Here is a 22,288-nt window from a genome sequence, read left to right on the forward strand (position 1 = left end):
CGTTATTTATAAAGTTGTTGTTGGCGAATATAGTTTTCAACGGAGTTGGGTAGCAAATCGTGGCAATCTAAACCTGCTTTGTGGCGAGCTCGAATGTCTGTCGCTGAAATATTATAAAGTGGTGTGTCAGCGAGGAATATTTTACCTGCGGGTAAGCAATGAATATCTTCTTGCTGTTTGGTTTGGTGCTTTTCCAACCATGCTTGCATTTGCGCTGATTTAAAATGAGTTTGATAACCAGGACGAGCACAAACTAATAAATGACACACGTCTAATAAACTTTCCCATTTGTGCCACGTATTTATTGAAAGCAATGAATCTTGACCAATAATAAAGGCTAAAGGTTGTTTCTCGCCAATTTCTTGTCTGAAGTCTCTTAATGTCTCGATGCTATAAGAGGGGGTTGGTTTTTCAAGCTCGCGGGTATCCACTTTAAAGGAGGAATACGGCTCAAGCGCAAGACGCACCATTTCAAGACGTTGTTGAGAGGATGCTTCTGGTTGAGGGCGATGAGGAGGAATATTGTTAGGTAACCAAATCACTTCTTTTAAACCAATTAATCCTGAGAGTGCTTCAACAGGACGCAAATGCCCATAATGAATAGGATCAAATGTACCACCATATAAAGCGATGGCTTGGTTAATTAAAGGTGTTGAGTGATTGGTTCTAGGCATGACTGACAAATCCTTCTGGTAGTGCTTTTCCACAAAGTAATAAGCCCAGAGCACTGAGCGAGGGCCAAACTGTCTGTCCGTAATCTTGCTTAATAGTAATTTCAATTGTTGCAAGTAATCGTATTGCTGTCAGCAATTGATGTTCAGATAAACGTTGTAGTGCTGCTGTGAATATTGGGCGTCGGTTTTGCCAAATTCGATGTTTATCAAAAATCGTTTTTAATGAAGCTGTTTTAGATTCACGATGTAGCGTAATCAGCTGCATTAACTCACGTTGTAAAGTTCTGAGTAAAATAACAGGTTCAGAGTCTTCTCTTTTGAGTTGTTGCAATATATGCCATGCTCGTTGTGTTTTCCCTGCAAGTAATGCATCAACCCAGTGATAAGGGGTAAAATGTGACGCGTCATTGACCGCCGCTTCGACTCTTGGGAGCGTTAATTTACCGTCAGGGTACAACAGCGAAAGGCGCTCGATGGCTTGTGCTAGTGCTAGTAAATTTCCTTCATAACAGTAGCAAAGTAATTGATTACCTTGTTCATCCAGCGCTAACCCTTTTTGTTTTGCTCGACGCGCAACCCAAGTAGGTAATTTATCAAGCTCAGGTGTCAGACAAGAAACATAGGTTCCATGTTGGCTTAATGTTTTAAACCATTCACTGTTTTCTTGCGCTTTTGTGAGTTTATTGCCACGTAAAATCAACAATAAATCTTGATGCAATTCTTGAGATAGGCGAGTGAGTTTCTCTGACATCGCTGCATTGGGGCCATTTTCAGGTAAATGCAGTAAAAGAGATTGTCTTTGAGAAAAAAGGCTTAGCGATTGACAAAGCGAGTAAATTTCATTCCAGTCTGTATTATTATCAAGGGTAAATTGATAATGCTCGATAAATCCTTGGGATTTAGCGACGGATTGAATAGCATCTTGAGACTCTTGGAGTAATAGAGGTTCATTACCCCAGAGTAGGTAACTTTGGCGCAGCCCCTCTTGGAGCTGCGCATTCAGTTGTTCTGGATATAAGCGGATCATTTGGCTGGTGAGATTATCTGTTTTGCCTGCTCAGCTTGTACGGCTTTTTGGCGTTCAGCGTTGTGAACAACCAATAATTTACGCACTAATATTGCTGTCGCTTGTTCACGCATCTCTTGCTTGATAATGTCATTTTCAGCATCTTTCGCTAATGCTTCTAATGGGTTATCGAAGAATGGGCGTGAAACCTGTGATGAAATTGGGTAAATCGTACCATCAGGCATAATCACTTGCGCATCAAGCACAAATGTTAACTGACGTTCTGCTGATTTACCGTCTTGATACACAGATACGGTTTCTTTACTTTCTGATGAGCCGACAATTTTAAGAATAGGGATATTGGCTGTTGGATCCTCAACAAGCTGAACACCACTAAGTCTAAGTTGTTGACGCATTACTCGAGATAATGGGCCATAAGGGTCACCAGAGCTAAGATAAAGCGTTTTTAATTCTGCTGGAACCTGAGTTTTACCTTGAAGGTGAAAACCACAGCCAGCGGTGATTAACACCGCCAAACCGAAAAATAGCGAAAATAGATATCGCACTAGGCCTCCTTATCAGCCAACAACGATGTTCAGTAATTTGCCTGGAACATAGATGACTTTACGAATAGCCACATCTTCCAAGTATTTTGCAACACTGTACTCTTTTGTCGCCATTTCCTGAACATATTCTTTTTCTGAATTAGCCGGAACAGTAACACGACCACGAACTTTACCATTCACTTGAACGATAATCAGTTTAGTGTCATCAATCATGGCTTCTTCATCAGCAACAGGCCATGGCGCAACATCAACGTCTTCTTTGCCACCTAATGCTTGCCACATAACAAAACATGCATGAGGAATGATTGGAGAAAGCATACGAACAATCGCTTCTAATGCTTCTTGCATTAATGCACGATCTTGTTCTGTTTTTTGTGTTGCACGAGTTAATTTATTCATTAACTCCATAATGGCAGCAATCGCGGTGTTAAAGGCTAAACGACGACCTACGTCATCAGATACTTTCGCAATCGTTTTATGTAAGTCACGACGTAAATCTTTTTGTTCTTCTGTCAGTGTAGAAAGATCAAGAGACTGTGTCGCTCCTTTTTGAGTGTGCTCGTGAACTAAACGCCATAAACGACGTAAGAAACGGTTTGCACCTTCAACGCTAGATTCTTGCCATTCCAGTGTTAATTCTGGTGGAGCAGCAAACATCATAAATAAACGAACGGTATCTGCACCATAACGTTCAACCATAGTTTGTGGGTCGATACCGTTATTTTTAGATTTAGACATTTTGCTCATGCCAGCATAAGTCAATTCATGACCTTCGCTGTCAGTCGCTTTAATGATGCGATTTTTCTCATCACGTTCAACAATCGCTTCAGCAGGAGATACCCAATGGCGAGCACCATCTTCACCAGTGTGATAGAACGCATCCGCTAATACCATGCCTTGGCACAGTAAGCGTTTTGCTGGTTCATCCGAGTTTACTAAACCGGCATCACGCATCAGTTTATGGAAGAAGCGGAAATACATTAAGTGCATGATGGCGTGTTCAATACCACCAATATACCAGTCAACAGGTAACCAATAGTTAGCTGCTTTAGGATCTAACATGCCTTTATCGTAATCAGGGCAGGTATAACGAGCGTAATACCAAGAAGATTCCATAAAGGTGTCAAAAGTATCCGTTTCACGCAGCGCAGGTTGACCATTAATTGTGGTTTTTGCCCACTCAGGATCTGCTTTGATTGGGCTAGTGATCCCGTCCATTTTGACATCTTCTGGCAGGATAACTGGCAGTTGATCTTCAGGAACAGGAACAACAGTGCCGTCTTCCAAAGTCGCCATTGGAATTGGCGCACCCCAGTAACGTTGACGAGAAACACCCCAGTCACGTAAACGGTAGTTAACTTTGCGCTCACCAACACCCATTTGTGCCAGTTTATCAGCAATAGCGTTAAAGCCAGCTTGGTTATCAAGACCTGTGAATTCACCAGAGTTAATCAGGCTATTTCTTTCAGTGAATACACAGGCAGAGACATCTGGTTGGTTACCTTCAGCATCTGCAATAACAGCTTTAATTGGTAAATTGTATTTAGTTGCAAATTCCCAGTCACGTTCATCATGACCTGGAACCGCCATTACAGCACCCGTGCCGTATTCCATTAAGACAAAGTTAGCAACCCAAATAGCGACTTTTTCTTTAGTTAATGGGTGAATAGCGTAAAGGCCTGTTGCAATCCCTTTTTTCTCCATTGTTGCCATATCGGCTTCTGCCATTTTCATGTTACGGCATTCATCAATGAATTGTTGAATTTCAGGATTATTTTGAGCAGCTTTTTGCGCTAATGGGTGACCTGCTGCAACTGCAACATAAGTGACACCCATAAATGTATCTGGACGCGTTGTATAAACGGTCATTGTGTCGTTGCTGTCAGCAACATCAAATTTAATTTCGACACCTTCAGAGCGACCAATCCAGTTACGTTGCATGGTCTTAACTTGTTCAGGCCACTCATCTAACGTATCTAAATCGTTTAACAGCTCTTCGGCATACTCGGTAATTTTGATAAACCACTGTGGAATTTCTTTACGCTCAACAGGGGTATCACAACGCCAGCAGCAGCCATCGATAACTTGTTCGTTGGCTAAAACTGTTAAGTCGTGTGGGCACCAGTTAACAGCAGAGGTCTTTTTATAAACTAAGCCTTTTTCATATAACTTAGTAAAAAACCACTGTTCCCAGCGATAATATTCTGGTGTACAGGTAGTGACTTCACGATCCCAATCGTAACCAAAACCCAGTTTTTTTAACTGGTTTTTCATGTAATTGATGTTTTCGTAAGTCCATGGTGCAGGGGCGGTTTTATTTTTTACTGCGGCACCTTCTGCTGGTAAGCCAAACGCATCCCAACCAATAGGCTGTAAGACGTTTTTACCTAGCATACGTTGATAACGGGAAATCACGTCACCAATGGTGTAGTTACGGACGTGTCCCATGTGTAGTCGGCCAGAAGGATAAGGTAGCATTGACAGGCAGTAATATTTTTCTTTGTTATTATCTTCTGTCACTTTAAATGTATTGTTCTTTTCCCAGTGTTCCTGGATAGTTTGCTCTATATCTTCGGGACGATATTGTTCTTGCATGGCACCGATAATCCTATGGTGAATTAATGGCTACCGGAGGGTAACCGCTATTATGAAATTAAGACTTGCATAGCATAGCTGATTTTGTCTAATAGCCACAACTATTGATCTCAATGAAAGCCACTGTTTGCATAACTTTTTCAAGACAATTGCGAGATATCTTGGAAAGAGTTAGAGCAAAAAGACAATAAATGCGTATTTTCTGAAAAAATAATAGGAATATTGCGAAAAAAGAAGATTATTTGATATTTAGTTGCGAGGTTAATCGAAATTATTATTTGGGGCTGACGTGCTAAAAAAGCACGCCAGCAGAGGAGATGTGGGGGTTAGTGTAGAATTTTAGCGAGGAAATCTTTTGCTCGCGCTGATTTTGGATTATCAAAAAAGTCATTTTTAGGTCTATCTTCCACAATTCGACCTTCATCCATAAAAATAATACGGTCAGCAACTTTTTTAGCAAAACCCATTTCATGGGTCACTACCATCATTGTCATACCTTCATTTGCAAGCTCTACCATTACATCAAGTACTTCATTAATCATTTCAGGATCAAGTGCTGATGTAGGTTCATCAAATAACATTGCAATAGGATCCATGCATAATGCGCGAGCGATGGCGACACGTTGTTGTTGGCCACCAGAAAGCTGAGCTGGATATTTGTTAGCATGGCTTGCTAATCCTACTCGCTCTAATAGCTTTAATCCTTTCTCTTTTGCGGCACCTTTCTCTCTATTAAGCACTTTAACTTGTGCCAGTGTAAGATTTTCAATAATAGAGAGGTGAGGGAAGAGTTCAAAATGTTGGAAAACCATACCCACTTTTGCTCGTAATTTAGCAAGATCAGTATGCTTGTCATTTACTTTGATTTCATTAACAAAGATCTCGCCTTGTTGTATCGGCTCTAAGCCATTCACTGTTTTGATCAGTGTTGATTTACCTGATCCAGAAGGTCCACAGACAACAACAACTTCCCCCTTTTTAACTTCAGTGGAACATTCAGTCAGTACTTGAAACTGACCATACCATTTGGATACGTCTTTTAGGGAAATCATCTAGGTAGTCCTTTTTTTAAGAAAGTTTACTAACATCGAAGCAGCGAAGCTAATGACAAAATAAACAAAACCAGCAAAGAGGATCATTTCAACTTGTGTACCATCTCGTTCTCCAATATTTGCCGCTGTTCTGAAAAAGTCAGTAAGACTTAAAACGTAAACCAAGGATGTATCTTGGAATAATACAATTCCTTGAGTCAGTAAAAGCGGGATCATGGCTCGAAAGGCTTGAGGTAGGATCACTAAACGCATGGTTTGTGATTTGGTCATACCTAACGCGAGTGAGGCTGAAAATTGTCCTTTGCTAACACTTTGAATACCTGCTCTTATAATTTCAGAGTAATAGGCCGCTTCAAATAAAGAGAACGCTATCATTGCTGAAATTAAACGGATATCACTTTTAGGTGAAAGTCCTAGAACATTTTGTAATATGTTAGGCACAATTAAATAAAACCACAGCAATACCATGACTAATGGGATAGAACGGAAGGTATTAACGTAAGCGGCTGCAAACCAGCTAATAGGCTTAAAGGTAGATAGGCGCATAACGGCAAGCACCGTTCCCCATAAAATACCGACCACAATAGCAGTGATAGTGATTTTTAGTGTGATAGCCATTCCATCGACTAAAAATGGTAGGCTTGGAACAACAGAACTCCAGTCAAATTCGTACATTATTGACCTCCTGTTGTGCCGGGTAAGCGAACGCGTTTTTCAAGCCAATGCATTATTAGCATAATGATGACATTGATAAATACATAGGCCAGAGTGATTGCTGTGAATGACTCATACGCTTTCGCGGAATAGTCGAGGAGTTTATTTGCTTGTGCCGCCATATCAATAAGTCCGATAGTAGAGGCAATCGCTGAGTTTTTCACGAGATTGAGCATTTCGGATGTCATTGGTGGAATAATGACTCGGTATGCATTGGGTAATAAAACATAACGATAAGTTTGAGGTAAAGTTAAGCCCAATGCTAAACCTGCGGCTTTTTGTCCGCGGGGTAATGAGTTTATTGCGGCTCTAACTTGTTCACACATACGCGCGGCGGTAAATAAACCTAAGCAGAGTGCTGATGAAACAAAAAATTGCACATTGGGCGCTAAGTCCATTTTAAACCAGTCGCCAATAGATTGAGGCAAGAGTTCAGGAATAACTAAATACCACGTAAAGAATTGAACAATAAGTGGTACGTTACGAAATAACTCAACATAAACAGTGCCTAAGCTTGAAAGCCAGCGATTAGGTACTGTGCGTAAAATTCCGAATAAAGAACCGACAAGAAAGGCAATAATCCAAGCGCATAAAGATAAGGCAATGGTGACTTGAAAGCCAGAAATCAGCCATCCTAAGTATGTGGTGTTTCCGAAAGGGGCTTCTTGGAAGAATATCCCCCAATCCCAATCAATCGACATGATTTCACCTCCGGTGAAAAAAGAGGGGCAGGGAACGGCTGCCCCAAACTTCACTGATCTGTCTGTCCAACAGATACTTTATAATTATTTATTTTGCATCAATTACTTATGTATTTTTAATTCAATGCTTTATCATTTGGTGATGCAAATAATGCTTTCATTTCATCAGAGATGGTGAATTCTAAGTTAAGGTTTTTAGGTGGGATCGGTGCATTAAACCAGCGATTGAACGATTTTTCTGCTTCACCCGATTTTTGTGCTTGAGCGATAGTTTCATCAATTAGTGCTTTGAATTGAGCATCATCTTTACGCAACATACAACCATAAGCTTCTTCAGATTGCGGGGTTCCTACAATTTCCCACTCACCTGGTTTTTTCGCTTTAGCACGCTCACCAGCCAGTAATGCGTCATCCATCATAAAGGCAACAGCACGACCTGATTCAAGTGTACGGAATGAGTCTCCATGATCTTTTGCGCTGATAATGCGCATATTCATCTTTTTCTCATCATTTAATTTGTTGAGTAACATTTCAGACGTTGTTCCTGATGTTACGACAACGTTTTTACCTGACAAGTCAGCAAAATCTTTAATTCCACTGTCTTTTTTCGCCAGTAAACGTGTACCTACGATGAAAATAGTATTAGAGAAACCAGCTTGTTGCTGACGAGCTTCATTGTTGGTTGTTGAGCCACACTCAAAATCAAATGTACCATTTTGTAATAATGGAATACGATTCTGAGACGTAATAGGAATGAGGCGAACTTGTAAGTTTGGTTTGCCTATTTTGTCTTTTACAGCTTGCACAATTAGGTTGGAATAGTCTTGCGAATAGCCAACGACTTTCTGTTGATTATCATAGTAAGAGAAAGGAACAGAGGATTCTCTGTGCCCAACAATAATAATATCGTTGTCATTGATTTTCTTTAAGGTTCCAGTGAGTTCTTCTGCCTGTACTGCTCCTGCCGCCCCTAAGATCATTAATGATAATGCTAGTTTACGCATGCGCATAATAACTCCTGTCGTGGTGATAAGTGATATTGGTGTTTTGCTTTGTGTTGCTTTTTTGTTTTAATTTGTTTTGATAATGTTAATAGATAGAACAAATAACATACTGTTGGGAAGTGCAATTTGTGAAATACGAGAGGTATCTCCCAATAAAAGAATGAAATCAAATGTAGTTGATTATTTTTTTGGAAGTTGTTTTCAATATTTAAAATTATTGTAGTAGAAACCTTATAGAAATAAAGGTTAAAGATGAAAATTTGAGATGATGCGAAAAATAAACTAAGTAGGGATTTGTAAAGTTTGTCTTAAGGAGTTGTTTGTCTGTGGATTACCGTTAAGATAGCGAGTCATATTGATGAGGAACATCTATGAGTAATTGGCGGTCAGGTCGCTGGCTAGTGGTGATAACAGTTTTGCTGATCTTGTGTTGCATTGTTCAGCGTTCATTAGGTGCCCACATCATTAGTGAGCGCTTAGCAACAGCTGTTGCTCAAACACAATACCCACTATCAACACCAATTGCTGATGAGAATAGCGTAACAGAGCACACTTTTTCATTATCTACCTGTGAATTAAGCGCCAAATCATTATTATCTGTTCCTCCATTAACAATAGAGCCATTTTTCCATTCATGGGTTGTATTACTATTGTTAAGCATGGCTGCTATCTATGTATCGCGTCAGCGTAATCAGAAAAAACACCATCATCCACCTCCACCAATCAGACTTCACCTTCATTATTGTATTTTGAGGGATTAGAAATTTCCTTTTAGCTAAAAGATTGCTCGTCTATTTTGGACGTGGCTCTATGTGTAGCGTTGTAGGAATTTTTAGGGAGTTGTTATGTTTCGTTCTTTTGTTATGGCGTTGATATTAACGCTATTTACTTTATCTACTTCTCAAGCAGCAGATACAGGCTGGTTAACCACGCCTGATAATTCTCATGCACAAGTTAGGGCGACAGCACAAAAGTTCCCAACAGGTGATGTGAAAGTTTTACTTGAAGTACAGCTTGAGTCTGGATGGAAAACGTATTGGCGTTCTCCAGGAGAAGGTGGTGTTGCCCCTGAAATTAATTGGTCGCAAGATGTAAATGCAATGATTTGGCATTGGCCTTCGCCTTCAGCTTTTGATGTAGCAGGTATTCACACGCAAGGTTATGATAAACAAGTTATTTTCCCCATTGAGTTATCCCCTGTTCACGCTGATCGTTTAACAGGGGTTTTAACTTTATCAACATGTAGTAATGTCTGCATTCTGACTGACTACACTTTAGATTTAGATCTTACCGAACCTGTGCCTGCTGATTTTGAATGGCAATATAATCAGGCAATGGCCAAAATTCCTGTTGGAACGGGATTAATATCATCAGTTTCTTCTGGTTATAACAATAGCCAACTCACTATCTCTTTACAAAAAGAGCAAGGTGCTTGGGTTAAACCTAATATTTATCTCGATCCTCCTGAAGGTATGCTTTACGGTATTCCAAAATTAAAGCATCAAGATAAAAACTTATTTGTCACGGTTGATGTGACAGATGATTGGGGGGATGCTGCTGGTAATATCTCAGGTAAGGTACTTTCTTTTGTTATTACTGACCAAGATTTCTCTCGCCAAGTTAATGACATAATAGGGCATGGAAAAGAGGAGACTGCTCCATCTTCTAATTCAGGTATTGGGCTTTGGGGTATTCTTGCTTTTGCACTATTGGGCGGCTTAATTCTGAATTTAATGCCCTGCGTATTACCCGTACTTGCGATGAAAATGGGATCAATTTTACATCTCGAAAATCGTGATAAAGGCGTTATTCGCAAGCAATTTTCTGTTTCTGTTTTAGGTATTTTAGTCTCATTTTGGGCGCTAGCTCTGTTTATGACAGGCTTACGTTATAGCCAAGAAGCTTTAGGTTGGGGGATCCAATTCCAAAGTCCTTGGTTTATTGGCTTTATGGTATTAGTTACCGCTATTTTTACCGCAAATCTATTCGGATTATTTGAACTGCGTTTAAGTAGCAATATGAATACTAAAATGGCAACAGCGGGTGGACAAGGATATAGCCGACACTTTTGGGAAGGTGCATTTGCAACCTTACTCGCGACACCTTGCTCAGCACCGTTTTTAGGAACCGCAGTCGCTTATGCACTTATAGCGCCTCTAAATGAACTATGGCTTATTTTTACTGCCCTAGGAATTGGAATGAGTTTGCCTTGGATCTTAGTGGCAATCTTTCCATCTATCGCCAAAGTACTACCAAAACCAGGTAAATGGATGAATCGCCTAAGAGTTGTTTTGGGCTTTATGATGCTGTTGTCGAGTATTTGGCTAATAACGCTCTTGATCCCTCACTTAGGAATGCCAATAGTTGCAGGTATTTTTGTTATTATTGGGCTGTTGTTATTGTTTGCTATCGCAAAACATTATGGCAAAAAAGTATTATTGATTTCTACCGTGGTAGCCTTCCTTTTAGGGGGAAGCACCTATCTATTTGTGGAGCAACCAGCAAGCCAAACACTTGCGGGTCAAGATACGATAAATTGGCAACCTTTATCAGAAGAAGCGATACACCAAGCATTAGCAGAAAATAAACGCGTATTTGTTGATGTAACAGCAGATTGGTGTGTAACCTGCAAAGCAAACAAATACAATGTATTATTGCGAGAAGAGATCCAAACTGCACTTTCTGCGCCAGATATTGTTGCATTAAGAGGGGATTGGACTAAACCCTCCGATAAGATCACTCAATTTTTAAAACAACGTGGTCAAGTTGCAGTACCTTTTAACCAAGTTTATGGACCTTGCCATAAAGATGGCGTGGTTTTACCTCCTATTTTAAATAAAGATTCAACATTGACAGTTCTTTCTGAGGCTAAAGGAGCCCAATAATGAAAAAAACACTTTCTGCACTGGTTATCTCTTCGTTACTTTTTGGTGCAAATGTACAAGCAGCAGCGTTAAGTGCGGATCAGGAAAAAGAAGTTCGCGCGCTGGTTCGTGATACGTTAATTAAAAATCCAGAAATTTTGGAAGAAGCTATCACAGCATTACAAGCGCAAAAAGCAGATGAGCAACAAGCTCAATTCCGTACTGCATTAAAAGCAGAGCATGACGCATTATATAACGATGCAGCAAGCCCTCGTATTGGTGCCAAAGACGCTAAGTTAGTGTTGGTTTCTTTTACTGATTATAACTGTCCTTATTGCAAACGCTTCGACCCATTATTAGAACAAATCACAAAAGATTATCCTGAAGTTGCCGTGGTTATTAAACCACTGCCATTTAAAGGTGAAAGTTCTGCAAAAGCCTCTCAAGCTGTGCTTTCAGTTTGGAAAGAAGATCCGAAAGCATTCTTAGCATTACACCAACGTTTAATGCAAAAGAAAACAATGCTCGATAACGCAAGTATTGATGATGCAATGAAAACAACCAATACAAGCAAAGTGAAATTAACCGATGAAAGCCTAAAAGTGTTACAAAACAACTTAGATCTTTCTCGTAAGTTAGGTATTCAAGGTACACCTGCAACGGTTATTGGCGATATGGTTATCCCTGGTGCTGTTGATTACGCTCAGCTAGAAGTGATTGTTAAAGAACAACTGGCTAAAGTGAAAAAATAATGCGTAGTCGCTTACGAAAGTGGAGTAAAGAACTGATTGTTCTGATTGTCATTTTCGTTTTAGCTTCTTTTGCAATGGATTGGTGGCGTCAACCTACGCCACCAGCCTTAACGAATTTGCCTGAGCTATATACTGTTGATAATAAAGTTGTTTCTTTAGCTGAATTGAGTGCTGAAAAGCCTTTGTTAATCTATTTTTGGGCAACTTGGTGTGGGATTTGTAAACTAACAACTCCCTCAGTAAATTCGTTAGCACTAGATGGCTATAACGTGACATCTGTTGCGATCCGTTCTGGTGATAACGCAAAGTTAGAGCGCGGTATTCAGTCTAAAGGATTGGTCTTTCCTGTAATAAATGATAGTCGAGGAGAGATTTCTCAGCAGTGGGAAATTAGTGCAACACCTTCATTTGTTATTGTTTATAAAGGGGAAATGGTAGGCTTTACGAGCGGTTGGTCATCTTCGTGGGGATTAAAACTACGTTTATGGTGGGCTGGCCTTTGAACGGTATACAAGCAATCATTTTAAGCTTTAATCGATTAAAAATAACGGAATTCATTATTATATTGAATTCCGTTATTTTATTTTGCTTTACTCAACTCGCCGTTTAATAAAGGCGATGATAAAAAATAATCCAACCATTATCCACAATGGTGTATTACCCCACTTGTAATAAGGGGTTAACCCAGTTGTTGGTGTGATTTTTTCTGCTAAAGCACCTTCTTCAAACTGAGGAAGTTGAGAAATAACATCACCATTGGCTGCAATAAAGGCGGTAATACCGTTATTCGTTGAGCGTAATAATGGTCTTCCTAACTCTAAAGAGCGCATTCTTGCCATTTGAAAATGTTGCCAAGGGCCGATTGAATTACCAAACCACGCATCATTAGAAATCGTTAATAAGAATCGTGTATCGGGTTTAAAATTAGCGCGGACTTGTTCACCTAAAATAATTTCGTAACAAATAGCTGCGGTTATTTTGGCATCATTGACAGTGAGCTGAGGCTGTACATATTCACCTTGGCTTAATGATGACATCGGTAAATTAAAGAAAGGCGCAAGTGGGCGTAATAGCGATTCTAATGGTACATATTCACCAAAAGGAACAAGGTGATGTTTGTTATAGCGATCTGTTGCTGGGTATTGATAAGCATAGTGTTCACCTAATGTGATGACACTATTGTAGAAACGATAACCTTCTAATGTCGGTCGAGCATCAATAATTCCCGTCATTAAATGGGTATCTTGCTCTCTTAATTGCTTATCTAATTCTGCTAAAAAACCTTGCTGTTGAATTTCAACATCAGGGATCGCAGATTCAGGCCAAATAATGAGATTTGCATTACCAATAAAAGGGCGACTTAAGGTGAGATAGGTTTTTAATGTGCTCTCTAATGTACCTGGTTCCCATTTTAAAGATTGTGCAATATTACCTTGGACTAATGCAATTTCTTGCGTTTCATCAGGCAAAGGTTGATACCACTGATAGGACTTAAAGCTGATAGGTAATACTAATAAAAGCAGTGCAACCACGACGCTATAAATCGATTTGCGATAGAGTGCAAACGCAATTAATCCACTGATAATGGTTAGGAGTAGCGTTATCATGGTAACACCAAAAATAGGTGCAATACCTTTTAATGGGCCATCAATCTGGCTATAACCAAACTGCAACCAAGGGAAACCTGATAACACCCAACCTCTTAAGAATTCAGTGATTTGCCATAATGCAGGAGCTGCAAATACAAACCGCCAGAGCGTTGGTTTTGGAAAAAACTTATTCAGTAATCCTGCAAATAATAGCGTGTAGAGTGATAAATAGAGTGCTAATAAAATCACTAAAAAGATATTTATCGCAAACGGCATACCACCAAAATCAGCGATACTGACGTAAACCCAATTTACGCCACTACCAAATAACCCAAATCCCCAAGCAAAACCAAGGAATGCGCCTTGACGAGTTGTGCGGTGAGTGATTATCAGTAATAAGCCAAGTAGTGAAATTAACGCCGCAGGCCAAAAATCAAATGGCGAAAATGCTAATGTGCCAATGGCACCGAAAAAAACCGCCAGAAGGGCGCGAACCCACTGGCGGTTTAAGAAAGAGATCTTATTCATTGATATCCTATGCATCATTACCTAGTTCAGGGATTGGCGCATCATCGGGGATATGCACATAAACCTGAATGATCTTACGGCTATCAGCCATAACAACTTTAAATTGGTAATTATCAATGGTAATAGTTTCACCACGAGCAGGAAGGTGACCAAAGGCTTGCATGACTAAACCGCCAATCGTATCAACTTCTTCATCGCTGAAATGCGTACCGAACGCTTCATTGAAATCTTCTATCTGGGTTAAAGCTCGAACTGAGTAAGCGTGACGACTTAATGGACGAATATCAATATCATCCTCATCATCATACTCATCTTCAATTTCGCCTACGATAAGTTCAAGAATATCCTCAATTGTGACGAGTCCAGATACGCCTCCAAATTCATCGATCACAATCGCCATATGATAGCGTTGAGAGCGGAACTCTTTTAATAGGCGATCAACCCGTTTGCTTTCGGGCACAACAACAGCAGAGCGTAAGACTTTATCCATACTAAATGGCTCTGCGTCGGTACGCATAAATGGCAGCAGATCTTTTGCCATTAATAAGCCTTCAATATGATCTTTGTCCTCGCTAATGACTGGGAAACGAGAATGTGCTGAATCAATAATCACATCTAAACACTCATCAAGGGTTTGATTGCGTTTTAGTGTGACAATTTGCGAGCGAGGGATCATTATGTCCCGAACGCGTTGTTCAGCAATATCCATTACCCCTTCAAGCATGTCGCGGGTGTCGGGATCAATTAATTCTTTCTGTTCAGAATCGCGGATAAGCTCCATCAGATCATCACGGTTTTTAGGTTCACCGTGGAACCACTGATTAAGCAGTGTGAGAAACCCTTTCTTAGGACCAGGGTTATCGTTACTCGAAGATTGGTCGTCGCTCATGGCGTTTTAACTATTTTTCCTCATTGAATGGTTAATTAGATATAGTATTTATCATAAAAATAAGAGAACTGTTACTCTTTTTCAATCAAATAGGGATCTGCATAACCTAAATTTTGTAAGATTTCTGTCTCTAAACCTTCCATTTCTTCGGCTTCATCATCTTCAATATGATCATAGCCTAAAAGATGGAGACATCCATGAATAACCATGTGTGCCCAGTGTTCTTCAACAGTCTTACTCTGCTCAACCGCCTCTTTTTCTACCACTTGGCGGCAAATAATCAAATCACCTAATAACGGCAATTCAATTTCAGGCGGAGCCTCAAAGGGAAAAGAAAGCACGTTAGTCGGTTTATCTTTTCCACGATAAGTGAGATTCAATTCGTGACTTTCTGCCTCATCAACAATACGAATAGTCACTTCACTTACAGGTTGAAATTGCGGTAATACCGCTTCTAACCATGTCATAAATTGGGCTTCAGTAGGAAGCCCTTGCGCATTTTCACTTGCTACTTGTAAATCAAGGATAACTTCACTCATGATTTTCTCTCTGAAGCTTCTCTTTTTCTGCTTTGATAGCTTGGCGGCGTTTTTGATCTTCCGTTTCCCAAGCTTCATAGGCGATAACAATTTTGGCAACCACGGGATGGCGAACAACGTCTTCACTATGGAAAAAGTTAAAACTTAAGTCATTAACATCAGATAAAACTTCAATGGCATGACGTAAGCCTGATTTATTGCCTCTTGGCAGGTCAATTTGGGTAATATCCCCAGTGATAACCGCTTTAGAGTTAAAGCCAATACGTGTTAAGAACATTTTCATCTGTTCGATGGTGGTATTTTGGCTTTCATCAAGAATAATAAAGGCGTCATTTAATGTGCGTCCACGCATATAGGCGAGAGGCGCGACTTCAATGACATTACGCTCTATTAGTTTCTCAACTTTTTCAAAACCTAACATCTCAAATAACGCATCATAAAGTGGTCGTAAATAGGGATCGACTTTTTGACTTAAATCGCCCGGTAAAAAGCCCAGTTTTTCACCCGCTTCAACCGCAGGACGCGTTAATAAAATACGACGCACTTCTTGGCGTTCAAGAGCATCAACAGCAGCAGCAACAGCCAGATAAGTTTTCCCTGTACCAGCAGGCCCAATACCAAAAGTAATATCATGAGTCTGGATATTGGCAATATATTGTGCCTGATTCGGTGTACGAGGTTTTATCACACCTCGCTTAGTTCGAATATTGGTTGATTTCCCAAATTCAGGAACATGCTCATCACTTTGCTCAAGCACACGGCTTTCTTTGATTGCAAGGTGAATTTGTTCAGGGTCGATATCGGGGATCACGCCTTTAATTGGCGAGGTTTCCACATACAGGCGACGTAAAATTCCTGCGGCTGCATTGACACACAATGATTTTCCCGTGAGTTTAAAACGGTTATCACGATGATTAATCTCGATACCTAAACGGCGCTCAAGTTGCTTAATATTATCGTCAAATGGACCACATAGGCTCATTAAACGGGCATTGTCAGCTGGCTCTAAGAAGATTTCTTGGGTCGCTACCTGTGCATGTGCTATTACTGTCACTGATTATCCTTTTGTTCAATCTGATCAATTAAGGTTGGTAAACACCTACCCCTAATTCATCTTCTTTACGTGTACGTGCAATGACGGATTCTGGAGATTCGTGAATACGTAAATCCATTTGGTCTTCCGTTCTAATGACTTTACCACGTAGTGAGTTGGCATAAACGTCAACAATCTCAACATCAACGAACTTACCAATCATATCTGGTGTACCTTCAAAGTTAACCACACGGTTATTCTCAGTACGACCAGAAAGCTCCATCACATTTTTACGTGAAGGTCCTTCAACTAGAATACGCTGTACCGTATTTAACATTGCACGGCTAAAGTTCATTGCTTGTTGATTGATGCGCTGTTGTAGCAGATATAAACGTTGTTTCTTCTCATCTTCACTGACATCATCAGGTAAATCAGCCGCTGGGGTGCCCGGACGTGCTGAATAGATGAAACTAAAGCTCATATCGAAATTAACATCCGCAATTAATTGCATGGTTTTTTCAAAGTCGTCTTGGGTTTCACCCGGGAAACCAATGATAAAGTCTGAACTTATCAGAATATCAGGACGTGCTTTGCGTAGTTTGCGAATGATGCTCTTATATTCAAGTGCAGTATGGTTACGCTTCATTAATGTTAGAATGCGGTCAGAACCACTTTGCACTGGCAAGTGTAAATAGCTGACTAATTCTGGAGTATCTTCATAAACCGCAACAATATCGTCAGTAAATTCGATAGGGTGGCTGGTAGTAAAGCGAATGCGGTCAATGCCGTCAATTGCGGCGACTAAGCGAATTAATTCAGCAAAGCTACAGATTTGACCATCAAAAGTAGCGCCTCGGTAGGCGTTAACGTTTTGACCTAACAAGTTTACTTCGCGCACACCTTGTGCCGCTAATTGAGCAATTTCAAATAGCACATCATCACAAGGGCGGCTAACTTCTTCACCGCGAGTGTAAGGAACTACGCAGAAAGAGCAGTATTTGTTACAGCCTTCCATGATGGAGACGAAAGCAGAAGGACCTTCAGCGCGAGGCTCTGGTAAACGGTCAAATTTTTCGATTTCAGGGAAGCTAATATCGACAACAGGGCTTTTAGTCCCTTTAACCTGATTAATCATTTCAGGTAAACGGTGTAAAGTTTGTGGTCCGAAGATAATATCGACACACTGCGCACGTTGACGGATGTATTCACCTTCTTGAGAAGCAACACAACCGCCGACGCCAATGATAATATCGGGTTTATTATCTTTAAAATATTTCCAACGTCCTAACTGATGAAAGACTTTTTCTTGTGCTTTCTCACGGATAGAACAGGTATTTAGCAGTAGAATGTCCGCGTCTTCGGCGACATCGGTTAACTGATAACCGTGGGTGCTTTCGAGTAGGTCTGCCATTTTGGATGAATCGTACTCATTCATCTGACAGCCCCAAGTTTTAATGTACAGTTTTTTTATCGTCGACATTGTGTAAATCCGGTATTTTCAGTGAGACAATAGCTAATCATTGGAAAACGTTGCGTGTAATAAGCCAATAAGGCGGTTATTGTAGTCATTTGTGTGGTCAGTGACTAGAGCAAGTCGGCGCTAATTCTCTATGGCGTTTAGTTTAATCGAAATAAACTGAAACAGCGCTTACCTATTATTTAAAGTAATGAGTTATGGCATAACAATGATGAGTAATGTAAAAAACGATTTTGATGCAATCATCGCTGGTGGAGGGATGATTGGCGCTGCTGTTGCAATTGGGCTGGCGCAAGAAGGATTGCGTGTTGCAATGATTGAACGGCAGTCTCCAGCACCTTTTGATGCGTCATCTCATCCTGATATCCGTATTTCTGCGATTAGTTGCGCGTCTGTTAGTCTATTAAAACAATTAGGTGCATGGCAACATGTTTTAGCGATGCGTTCTGCGCCTTATCTTACCTTAGAAACATGGGAAGAAGAAAATGCCCATGTGGTTTTTGATGCTAAAAGCTTAGGTTTACCTGAATTAGGCTATATGGTTGAAAACCGAATTTTGCAATTAGCCCTTTGGCAAGAGGCTGAACGTTATAGCAATATCACTTTATTATGTCCAAATAGTCTAAGTAAAATGACGTATTTAGATGATAAATGGAAAGTAACACTTTCTGATGGCAGTGAGGTGAGTACAAATTTAGTGGTAGGTGCGGATGGTGCAAACTCTCAAGTGCGCCAATTTGCGGGTATTGGTAGCAATGGCTGGCAATATCGTCAATCTTGTATGCTGATCACGGTGAAAACAGAGTTACCTCCTGAAAAGGGTACATGGCAACGTTTTTACCCTTCAGGGCCTCGCGCTTATTTGCCGCTTTTTGATAATTGGGCGTGTTTGGTTTGGTATGACTCACCTGACAGAATTAGAAAACTGCAAAATATGTCAATGACGCAGTTAGAAAAAGAAATTCAACATGCTTTTCCTGAGCGATTAGGTAAAGCGACACCTATTGCAGCAGGTTCATTCCCATTAACGCGTCAGCATGCAAGTCGTTATGTTGATAAAGGTATTATTTTGTTGGGAGATGCGGCTCACACCATCAATCCTTTAGCGGGACAGGGCGTTAATTTAGGTTACCGTGATGTGGATTGTTTCTTAGATTTAGTCGCTGATGCCAAAAAACATTTTGAGCCTTGGGATTCAATGGCGTTATTGAAGAAATATCAGCGCCGTCGTATGCCTGATAATTTAGTCATGCAAGCGGGCATGGACGTATTTTATCACACCTTTAGCCACCAATTACCGGGTTTAAAAGTTGTTAGAAATATCGGTCTTTTAGCTGCTCAGCATGCAGGAAAAGCGAAAGAAGCAGCATTACGTTATGCGTTAGGTATTAAGTAATTAGAAATGCGATGATCTGCGTTGAATATCAGCAATAAGATCATCGCATTGTTGTTATGCTTTTAAATGCTTGGCATGAAAAGCAATATGCTCACCAATAAAGCTCGCCACAAAGTAGTAACTGTGATCGTACCCTTGATGTAAATTCAATTGATAAGGGAATTGTTTTGCATCGCAAGCTTGTGAAAATAATTCAGGCTTCAGTTGCTCTTGATAGAAAGGATCATCGACTCCGACATCAACACGCATAGGTAATACACTTTCTGCTTGGCTAATTAATGCCACCGCATCATATTGGTGCCATTGTGTCGTATCATCGCCTAAATAAGCGCTAAACGCTTTTTTACCCCAAGGAACAACTGACGGTGCTACTATCGGAGAAAACGCTGACACACTGCGGTAGCGTGCCGAATTTCGCAATGCAATCGTTAATGCCCCATGACCTCCCATCGAATGCCCACTAATAGCACGTTGATGAGTCACAGGAAAATGCATTTCTATCAGTGTAGGAAGCTCATCAACAATGTAGTCATACATATTGTAATGAGTATTCCACGGCGATTGTGTCGCATTAAGGTAAAAGCCAGCGCCTTGCCCTAAATCATAAGCACTATCATCAGCGACATTTTCACCGCGAGGGCTGGTATCAGGTACGACTAAAATAATGCCATGTTGTGCCGCAAATTGTTGAGCGCCTGATTTAGTAATAAAATTTTGTTCGTTGCAGGTTAAGCCTGATAACCAATATAAAACAGGGTATTTTTGTTCTTCTTCCATAGGAGGAAGGTAGATGGCAAATTTCATCTCACAATTTAACGTCTTTGATGTATGTTGATAGACTTCTTGCCAACCACCAAAGCAGGCGTGACGTTCAATCCTTTCCATTTTGACTCCTTTAAAAGCAAAGACAAACCTATGAGACATAGGTTTGAAGATGATTAATCGAAATGAATAACTGTACGGATTGATTTACCTTCGTGCATTAAATCAAAAGCTTCATTAATTTTTTCTAACGGTAGTTTATGGGTAACAAAAGGCTTAAGTTCGATATCGCCTTTCATTGCATCCTCAACCATACCGGGTAATTGGCTACGACCTTTAACACCACCAAAAGCGGTGCCTCTCCACGAACGACCTGTTACTAGTTGGAATGGACGGGTGGAGATCTCTTGTCCTGCACCAGCAACACCAATAATAATGGATTGACCCCAGCCACGATGTGCACTTTCTAATGCAGCTCTCATGACATTAACGTTACCAATACATTCAAAAGTATGGTCAACACCCCATTGTGTCATTTCAACAAGGACTTGCTGAATGGGCTTGTCGTAGTCATTAGGATTTAAGCAATCTGTAGCACCAAATTGACGTGCTAATTCAAATTTTTCAGGATTAGTATCAATCGCAAAAATTCGACCTGCTTTGGCTTGTCTTGCGCCTTGAAGAACAGCAAGACCAATGCCTCCTAAACCAAACACTGCAACCGAATCACCTTCTTGCACTTTTGCTGTATTGTGAACCGCGCCAATACCGGTTGTTACGCCACAACCTAATAAGCAAACTTCTTCGTGATTGGCTTCTGGATTGATTTTTGCCAGAGAAACTTCAGCCACCACAGTGTATTCGCTAAAAGTAGAGCATCCCATATAGTGATAAATAGGCTGCCCGTTATAAGAAAAACGTGTTGTTCCATCTGGCATTAAACCTTTACCTTGCGTTGCTCTGACTGCAACACATAAGTTTGTTTTGCCTGATTTACAGAATAGACATTCACCACATTCAGCAGTGTACAGAGGAATAACGTGATCGCCTGGTTTAACGCTAGTGACACCTTCACCAACTTCTACAACTACACCAGCACCTTCATGACCAAGAATTGCAGGGAACACACCTTCAGGATCATCACCAGAGAGTGTAAATGCGTCTGTATGACAAACGCCTGTGTGGCTAATTTTTATGAGCACTTCACCCGCTTGAGGTGGCATTACATCAACTTCAACGATTTTTAAAGGTTCTCCTGGTCCAAATGCGACCGCAGCACGAGATTTCATGGTGTATCCTTTTTGTTATTAACGCAGGTAAGTGCGGATAAGTGAAATGGCATCATCAACGGAATTTTTTTGATCTTCAGGAGAAGCGACGGCATCCATAAGACCTTCACGTAAATGACTTTCGAGCACACCTGCCATCAGACCGTTAATAGCACCTCTGATGGCGGCAATTTGTTGTAATACCTGACCGCATTCATTTTCATTTTCAAGTGCAGTTTCTAATGCAAGAAGCTGCCCTTTAATTTTTCTTACGCGAGTTAACGCGGCTTTTTTTTCTGCTGGTGAGTGTGGCATACATAATCCTTAAATATACTATGGGGGAGTATAGTATCTGGAGAGATATATGTACAGAGGGATCAATAAAGTGTGGAGTGATGAGAATAAATAAAAAATGATGATGTGGAGAATGTTGATCTTTGAGAGTAGAGGAATAAGAAAAGAAGGGGGAAGAATGATGTTTAGATAACAGATAGGAAAAAATGAAGAGATAAAAACAAAAAAGACCCGCTATTGCGAGTCTTATCTGTTGATTTCGTGATAAACACGTTAGTAATCAATGGTGCGGGAGGCGAGACTTGAACTCGCACACCTTGCGGCGCCAGAACCTAAATCTGGTGCGTCTACCAATTTCGCCACTCCCGCATACAACTTTTCAGAAAAAAAGACTCGCTCTGCGAGTCTCTCTTTCAAAATATGGCTGGGATACCAGGATTCGAACCTGGGAATGCCAGGATCAAAACCTGGTGCCTTACCGCTTGGCGATATCCCAAAAAATGGTGGCTATGACGGGATTCGAACCTGTGACCCCAACATTATGAGTGTTGTGCTCTAACCAGCTGAGCTACATAGCCTTATTGA

Annotated in this window: 21 protein-coding genes and 3 tRNA genes; 5 read left to right on the top strand and 19 right to left on the bottom strand. The window is 40.5% G+C overall.

Going from position 1 to position 22,288, the window contains the following annotated elements:
* Positions 1–2: 2 nt before the first annotated feature.
* From nadD to ABN212_RS15940, 8 genes are all read right to left on the bottom strand, one after another.
* Positions 3–674 carry a nicotinate-nucleotide adenylyltransferase gene (gene nadD / locus ABN212_RS15905; RefSeq protein WP_349443410.1) on the bottom strand — a complete coding sequence of 224 codons (672 nt, stop codon included), beginning with the start codon at positions 672–674 and terminating at the stop codon, positions 3–5.
* Entirely contained in the window at positions 667–1,701 is a 1,035-nt protein-coding gene (gene holA / locus ABN212_RS15910; RefSeq protein WP_198620389.1) for a DNA polymerase III subunit delta, read from the bottom strand. The genes nadD and holA overlap by 8 nt, the downstream gene beginning before the upstream one ends.
* Positions 1,698–2,246 carry an LPS assembly lipoprotein LptE gene (gene lptE, locus ABN212_RS15915; protein ID WP_198620390.1) on the bottom strand — a complete coding sequence of 183 codons (549 nt, stop codon included), beginning with the start codon at positions 2,244–2,246 and terminating at the stop codon, positions 1,698–1,700. The genes holA and lptE overlap by 4 nt, the downstream gene beginning before the upstream one ends.
* Before the next feature lie 12 nt (positions 2,247–2,258).
* On the bottom strand, positions 2,259–4,841 hold the full coding sequence (leuS, locus tag ABN212_RS15920; RefSeq protein WP_349443411.1) for a leucine--tRNA ligase: 2,583 nt from the start codon (positions 4,839–4,841) through the stop codon (positions 2,259–2,261).
* A gap of 326 nt (positions 4,842–5,167) precedes the next feature.
* Positions 5,168–5,893, bottom strand: a complete 726-nt coding sequence (locus ABN212_RS15925; RefSeq protein WP_109374086.1) for an amino acid ABC transporter ATP-binding protein — start codon at positions 5,891–5,893, stop codon at positions 5,168–5,170.
* Positions 5,894–6,568 (bottom strand): glutamate/aspartate ABC transporter permease GltK, encoded by a 675-nt coding sequence (gene gltK / locus ABN212_RS15930; RefSeq protein WP_006537724.1) that lies wholly within the window; start codon positions 6,566–6,568, stop codon positions 5,894–5,896.
* Positions 6,568–7,308, bottom strand: coding sequence for an amino acid ABC transporter permease (locus tag ABN212_RS15935; RefSeq protein WP_099075884.1), 741 nt, complete (start codon positions 7,306–7,308; stop codon positions 6,568–6,570). Before ABN212_RS15935 ends, gltK begins: the two co-directional genes overlap by 1 nt.
* Before the next feature lie 116 nt (positions 7,309–7,424).
* Positions 7,425–8,318 carry an amino acid ABC transporter substrate-binding protein gene (locus ABN212_RS15940; protein ID WP_109374089.1) on the bottom strand — a complete coding sequence of 298 codons (894 nt, stop codon included), beginning with the start codon at positions 8,316–8,318 and terminating at the stop codon, positions 7,425–7,427.
* 365 nt (positions 8,319–8,683) lie between these two features.
* Here ABN212_RS15940 and ABN212_RS15945 point away from each other — a divergent pair, with 365 nt between their 5' ends.
* The 4 genes from ABN212_RS15945 (at position 8,684) to ABN212_RS15960 (ending at position 12,431) form a co-directional block, all read left to right on the top strand.
* A complete protein-coding gene (locus ABN212_RS15945) occupies positions 8,684–9,073 on the top strand; it encodes a metal resistance protein (protein ID WP_196534176.1) in 390 nt (129 codons plus the stop codon).
* A gap of 84 nt (positions 9,074–9,157) precedes the next feature.
* Positions 9,158–11,197 (top strand): protein-disulfide reductase DsbD family protein, encoded by a 2,040-nt coding sequence (locus ABN212_RS15950; protein ID WP_198632552.1) that lies wholly within the window; start codon positions 9,158–9,160, stop codon positions 11,195–11,197.
* On the top strand, positions 11,197–11,928 hold the full coding sequence (locus ABN212_RS15955) for a DsbA family protein (RefSeq protein ID WP_198620394.1): 732 nt from the start codon (positions 11,197–11,199) through the stop codon (positions 11,926–11,928). The genes ABN212_RS15950 and ABN212_RS15955 overlap by 1 nt, the downstream gene beginning before the upstream one ends.
* Complete coding sequence (locus ABN212_RS15960) at positions 11,928–12,431, top strand: protein disulfide oxidoreductase (RefSeq protein WP_198620395.1); 504 nt, start codon at positions 11,928–11,930, stop codon at positions 12,429–12,431. The genes ABN212_RS15955 and ABN212_RS15960 overlap by 1 nt, the downstream gene beginning before the upstream one ends.
* Before the next feature lie 87 nt (positions 12,432–12,518).
* Here ABN212_RS15960 and lnt read toward each other — a convergent pair whose 3' ends face one another.
* The 5 genes from lnt to miaB all read right to left on the bottom strand — a co-directional run bounded on the left by lnt (position 12,519) and on the right by miaB (position 17,986).
* A complete protein-coding gene (gene lnt / locus ABN212_RS15965) occupies positions 12,519–14,045 on the bottom strand; it encodes an apolipoprotein N-acyltransferase (protein ID WP_198620396.1) in 1,527 nt (508 codons plus the stop codon).
* A gap of 7 nt (positions 14,046–14,052) precedes the next feature.
* On the bottom strand, positions 14,053–14,934 hold the full coding sequence (gene corC, locus ABN212_RS15970; RefSeq protein WP_023581153.1) for a CNNM family magnesium/cobalt transport protein CorC: 882 nt from the start codon (positions 14,932–14,934) through the stop codon (positions 14,053–14,055).
* A gap of 71 nt (positions 14,935–15,005) precedes the next feature.
* On the bottom strand, positions 15,006–15,473 hold the full coding sequence (ybeY, locus tag ABN212_RS15975; RefSeq protein WP_151434555.1) for an rRNA maturation RNase YbeY: 468 nt from the start codon (positions 15,471–15,473) through the stop codon (positions 15,006–15,008).
* On the bottom strand, positions 15,466–16,527 hold the full coding sequence (locus tag ABN212_RS15980) for a PhoH family protein (protein ID WP_198620397.1): 1,062 nt from the start codon (positions 16,525–16,527) through the stop codon (positions 15,466–15,468). Before ABN212_RS15980 ends, ybeY begins: the two co-directional genes overlap by 8 nt.
* Positions 16,528–16,555: 28 nt before the next feature.
* The gene (gene miaB / locus ABN212_RS15985) at positions 16,556–17,986 is read right to left on the bottom strand and encodes a tRNA (N6-isopentenyl adenosine(37)-C2)-methylthiotransferase MiaB (protein WP_198620398.1); all 1,431 of its coding nucleotides are present in this window, start codon (positions 17,984–17,986) and stop codon (positions 16,556–16,558) included.
* Positions 17,987–18,191: 205 nt separating this feature from the next.
* Between miaB and ubiF the strand changes: the two genes are divergently transcribed.
* Entirely contained in the window at positions 18,192–19,379 is a 1,188-nt protein-coding gene (gene ubiF / locus ABN212_RS15990) for a 3-demethoxyubiquinol 3-hydroxylase (protein ID WP_349443412.1), read from the top strand.
* Positions 19,380–19,433: 54 nt separating this feature from the next.
* Here ubiF and fghA read toward each other — a convergent pair whose 3' ends face one another.
* The 6 genes from fghA to ABN212_RS16020 all read right to left on the bottom strand — a co-directional run bounded on the left by fghA (position 19,434) and on the right by ABN212_RS16020 (position 22,281).
* A complete protein-coding gene (fghA, locus tag ABN212_RS15995) occupies positions 19,434–20,264 on the bottom strand; it encodes an S-formylglutathione hydrolase (RefSeq protein WP_349443413.1) in 831 nt (276 codons plus the stop codon).
* A gap of 53 nt (positions 20,265–20,317) precedes the next feature.
* Positions 20,318–21,430 carry an S-(hydroxymethyl)glutathione dehydrogenase/class III alcohol dehydrogenase gene (locus ABN212_RS16000; RefSeq protein ID WP_198626112.1) on the bottom strand — a complete coding sequence of 371 codons (1,113 nt, stop codon included), beginning with the start codon at positions 21,428–21,430 and terminating at the stop codon, positions 20,318–20,320.
* An 18-nt stretch (positions 21,431–21,448) separates the two neighbouring features.
* Positions 21,449–21,724 carry a metal-sensing transcriptional repressor gene (locus ABN212_RS16005; protein WP_036938507.1) on the bottom strand — a complete coding sequence of 92 codons (276 nt, stop codon included), beginning with the start codon at positions 21,722–21,724 and terminating at the stop codon, positions 21,449–21,451.
* A gap of 263 nt (positions 21,725–21,987) precedes the next feature.
* A tRNA-Leu gene (locus tag ABN212_RS16010) sits at positions 21,988–22,072 on the bottom strand.
* A 52-nt stretch (positions 22,073–22,124) separates the two neighbouring features.
* Positions 22,125–22,199: transfer RNA gene (locus tag ABN212_RS16015), tRNA-Gln, on the bottom strand.
* A 5-nt stretch (positions 22,200–22,204) separates the two neighbouring features.
* Positions 22,205–22,281, bottom strand: a tRNA-Met gene (locus ABN212_RS16020).
* Between the last annotated feature and the right edge of the window lie 7 nt (positions 22,282–22,288).

Origin of the sequence: Proteus genomosp. 6, assembly GCF_040139785.1 — a bacterium.
Taxonomy (GTDB): domain Bacteria; phylum Pseudomonadota; class Gammaproteobacteria; order Enterobacterales; family Enterobacteriaceae; genus Proteus.

Excerpts from the sequence above, each read along its gene's own strand:
- lnt (WP_198620396.1), bottom strand. The coding sequence starts at position 14,045 with ATGAATAAGATCTCTTTCTTAAACCGCCAGTGGGTTCGCGCCCTTCTG.
- ABN212_RS16000 (WP_198626112.1), bottom strand. The coding sequence starts at position 21,430 with ATGAAATCTCGTGCTGCGGTCGCATTTGGACCAGGAGAACCTTTAAAA.
- miaB (WP_198620398.1), bottom strand. The coding sequence starts at position 17,986 with ATGTCGACGATAAAAAAACTGTACATTAAAACTTGGGGCTGTCAGATG.
- ABN212_RS15925 (WP_109374086.1), bottom strand. The coding sequence starts at position 5,893 with ATGATTTCCCTAAAAGACGTATCCAAATGGTATGGTCAGTTTCAAGTA.
- ABN212_RS15935 (WP_099075884.1), bottom strand. The coding sequence starts at position 7,308 with ATGTCGATTGATTGGGATTGGGGGATATTCTTCCAAGAAGCCCCTTTC.
- fghA (WP_349443413.1), bottom strand. The coding sequence starts at position 20,264 with ATGGAAAGGATTGAACGTCACGCCTGCTTTGGTGGTTGGCAAGAAGTC.
- ABN212_RS15940 (WP_109374089.1), bottom strand. The coding sequence starts at position 8,318 with ATGCGCATGCGTAAACTAGCATTATCATTAATGATCTTAGGGGCGGCA.
- nadD (WP_349443410.1), bottom strand. The coding sequence starts at position 674 with ATGCCTAGAACCAATCACTCAACACCTTTAATTAACCAAGCCATCGCT.
- ABN212_RS15945 (WP_196534176.1), top strand. The coding sequence starts at position 8,684 with ATGAGTAATTGGCGGTCAGGTCGCTGGCTAGTGGTGATAACAGTTTTG.
- ubiF (WP_349443412.1), top strand. The coding sequence starts at position 18,192 with ATGATGAGTAATGTAAAAAACGATTTTGATGCAATCATCGCTGGTGGA.
- ABN212_RS15950 (WP_198632552.1), top strand. The coding sequence starts at position 9,158 with ATGTTTCGTTCTTTTGTTATGGCGTTGATATTAACGCTATTTACTTTA.
- leuS (WP_349443411.1), bottom strand. The coding sequence starts at position 4,841 with ATGCAAGAACAATATCGTCCCGAAGATATAGAGCAAACTATCCAGGAA.
- ybeY (WP_151434555.1), bottom strand. The coding sequence starts at position 15,473 with ATGAGTGAAGTTATCCTTGATTTACAAGTAGCAAGTGAAAATGCGCAA.
- ABN212_RS15960 (WP_198620395.1), top strand. The coding sequence starts at position 11,928 with ATGCGTAGTCGCTTACGAAAGTGGAGTAAAGAACTGATTGTTCTGATT.
- gltK (WP_006537724.1), bottom strand. The coding sequence starts at position 6,568 with ATGTACGAATTTGACTGGAGTTCTGTTGTTCCAAGCCTACCATTTTTA.
- holA (WP_198620389.1), bottom strand. The coding sequence starts at position 1,701 with ATGATCCGCTTATATCCAGAACAACTGAATGCGCAGCTCCAAGAGGGG.
- ABN212_RS15955 (WP_198620394.1), top strand. The coding sequence starts at position 11,197 with ATGAAAAAAACACTTTCTGCACTGGTTATCTCTTCGTTACTTTTTGGT.
- ABN212_RS16005 (WP_036938507.1), bottom strand. The coding sequence starts at position 21,724 with ATGCCACACTCACCAGCAGAAAAAAAAGCCGCGTTAACTCGCGTAAGA.
- corC (WP_023581153.1), bottom strand. The coding sequence starts at position 14,934 with ATGAGCGACGACCAATCTTCGAGTAACGATAACCCTGGTCCTAAGAAA.